The following is a 2273-nucleotide window of genomic DNA, read 5'->3' on the forward strand; positions in this document are numbered from 1 at the left end:
GATGGGCGCCGAGCGCAAGTCGATGCTGCTGACCGACGAAGAGAAGAAGGTCACGGCCTATCACGAAGCCGGCCACGCCCTGGTTGCCGCCATGCGCGAGAATGCTGACCCGCTGCACAAGGTCACCATCATCCCGCGCGGTATGGCTCTGGGTGTGACCATGCAGATTCCTGAGGAAGACAGGCACACCGTCACCAAGGACTACCTGGAGACGCAGCTTGCCATCCTGATGGGCGGCCGCTGCGCCGAGGAGATCTTCCTCAAGAAGATGACCACCGGCGCCGGTAATGACATCGAGCGTTCCTCTGATCTGGCTCGCCGCATGGTCTGCGAGTACGGTATGTCGAATCTTGGCCCGTTGACTTTCGGCAAGAAGGAAGAGCAGATCTTCCTCGGCCGCGAGATCGCACAGCACCGCGATTTCTCTGACGATACGGCCAGGCAGATCGACGGTGAGGTTCGTAACTTCGTCGATGCGGGTTACAAGTCGGCTTACTCGATCCTGGAGAACAACCAGGACATCATGCACCGCATGGCGCAAGCCCTGCTGGAGCGTGAGACGATCGACGCACAGGAGATCCGCCTCATCATCGAAGGCAAGGATCTGCCTCCGTCGAAGTCGGCTCTGGCCCACGCGGACTCGAACACTGCGGATACGCAGAAGGTCCTGAAGCCTGAGAGCGGCCGCGCTCCTGGCTTTGGCGACAGCCGTCCTAGCCCCGCATAAATTCCTGATACAGGAAATCGAAAGGCCACCCTTCCGGGTGGCCTTTTCGTTTAGCGTGAAGGCATGCTGACGCGTCCCCGAGTTCTGTTGCATCTCGAAGGTGCCGCCGTCTTTGCGGCTGCCCTGTTCTTCTACCAACAGATCCATGCAAGCTGGCTGCTCTTCGGTCTGCTCTTCCTTGTGCCGGATCTTTCGATGATCGGTTTTGCAGCGGGCGCTCGCATTGGAGCGGCGGCGTACAACTTCTTTCACACGGAGGTGCTGCCTGTTCTGCTTGCTATCGTGGCTGCCTGGGCGCACCATCCGCGAGCTTTGGCGATTGCGCTGATCTGGATCAGCCATATTGGCTTTGACCGCCTGCTGGGCTATGGATTGAAGTACCCTACGCACTTCAAAGACACGCATCTGCAGCGTCTGTAGGCCTGCCCTATAGCTAGCGTGAGATCGAATTTTGTCATAGTGTGCTCTGCCAAGCGAGCTGTGGGCTGCGAGTTAAGTGCGCGGCGGTATCGAGACGTTTCAAGAACGCAAGACTGCATGAATATAGAACGGGCCTTCAGCCCTCCAACTCTTTGTGGACTCGCTACCTGGGGCGTTGCCCCAGGCTGATATAGAACGCGCCTTCAGCGCTCCGAAGTGGCAAGTAAAAAGAGTGGGGTACCTTTGATTCTGCGTACACTGAACATGCGATGAAGCGGTTCGTCTTTCTCTCTGTTTTGCTGGCAGCAACTGGTTGTGGCTATCACCGTGCGGGGCAGGCTACGCATATTCCGGCGGGCGTGCGTACACTCGCGGTCCCCATCTTCAAGAACAATACGCAGAGCTATCACACCGAAGTAGCTTTTACGCAGGCCGTGGTGCACGCGCTCAACAATCGCACCCGCTATGTAGTCACGTCTGATGAGAAGCCGGAGAACAGTGACGCTCTGTTGACCGGAACCATCACCTCTCAGACCATTGCTCCGCTAACGTATGACTCCACCAGCGGACAAACCTCCAGTTACCTGATCACGATTGTGGCCAAGGTGGAGCTGACCGCGCCGGACGGACGGGTTCTGTACAAGAACAACGGCTTCAGCTTCCGGGAGCAGTATCAGTCGACACAGGACCTGGGTGCCTTCATCCAGGAAGACAGTCCGGCCGTCCAGCGGCTGGCACGGAACTTTGCCCAGGCGTTGGTCAGCGACATGGTGGAGAGCTTCTAAAAGAAGTTGAATGGTTGAATCGTTGAATTGTTGAATGGTGCGTAGTCGGAGACGACTTGGACCGCCAGTAAGGGTATCCAGTTATCCGAGGGCCCTGTGGATTGCACAATCCTTTGTGCACGCCGCGTCGGTCAAGGCTCAAAGTATGTTCTTCTTTGGATTCGTCCCCTGATTTCCACTGCCGTTAACACGCCGTAGCCGTTGAAAATCAAGGTAATGGCAGCTTTGCGCAGCTTTGCATCCGTGGACCGGTTTCAGGCGGAGATCGCTTCCCCGAACCCGAATCCCGGTTTTGTTTTCGTCGGCTTTGAGCTGTTAGTGTTTGAACGGGCTCGTAAGGC

Annotated in this window: 2 protein-coding genes and 1 pseudogene; all 3 read left to right on the plus strand. The window is 57.1% G+C overall.

The window, feature by feature from the left end; translation table 11 throughout:
- Window positions 1-727: pseudogene (locus AB4043_RS22930) on the plus strand (ATP-dependent zinc metalloprotease FtsH); the annotation flags it as partial.
- Between the two features lie 63 nt (window positions 728-790).
- Window positions 791-1147 carry a DUF4260 domain-containing protein gene (locus AB4043_RS22935; RefSeq protein ID WP_442301987.1) on the plus strand — a complete coding sequence of 119 codons (357 nt, stop codon included), beginning with the start codon at window positions 791-793 and terminating at the stop codon, window positions 1145-1147.
- Window positions 1148-1416: 269 nt separating this feature from the next.
- Entirely contained in the window at window positions 1417-1932 is a 516-nt protein-coding gene (gene lptE, locus AB4043_RS22940; protein WP_442301988.1) for an LPS assembly lipoprotein LptE, read from the plus strand.
- Window positions 1933-2273 lie beyond the last annotated feature (341 nt).

The organism is Terriglobus sp. YAF25 (assembly GCF_052113305.1).
Taxonomy (GTDB): Bacteria; Acidobacteriota; Terriglobia; order Terriglobales; family Acidobacteriaceae; genus Terriglobus.

Bases quoted from the DNA above. Each gene is read 5' to 3' on its own strand.
- lptE (WP_442301988.1), top strand. From the start codon at position 1,417: ATGAAGCGGTTCGTCTTTCTCTCTGTTTTGCTGGCAGCAACTGGTTGT.
- AB4043_RS22935 (WP_442301987.1), top strand. From the start codon at position 791: ATGCTGACGCGTCCCCGAGTTCTGTTGCATCTCGAAGGTGCCGCCGTC.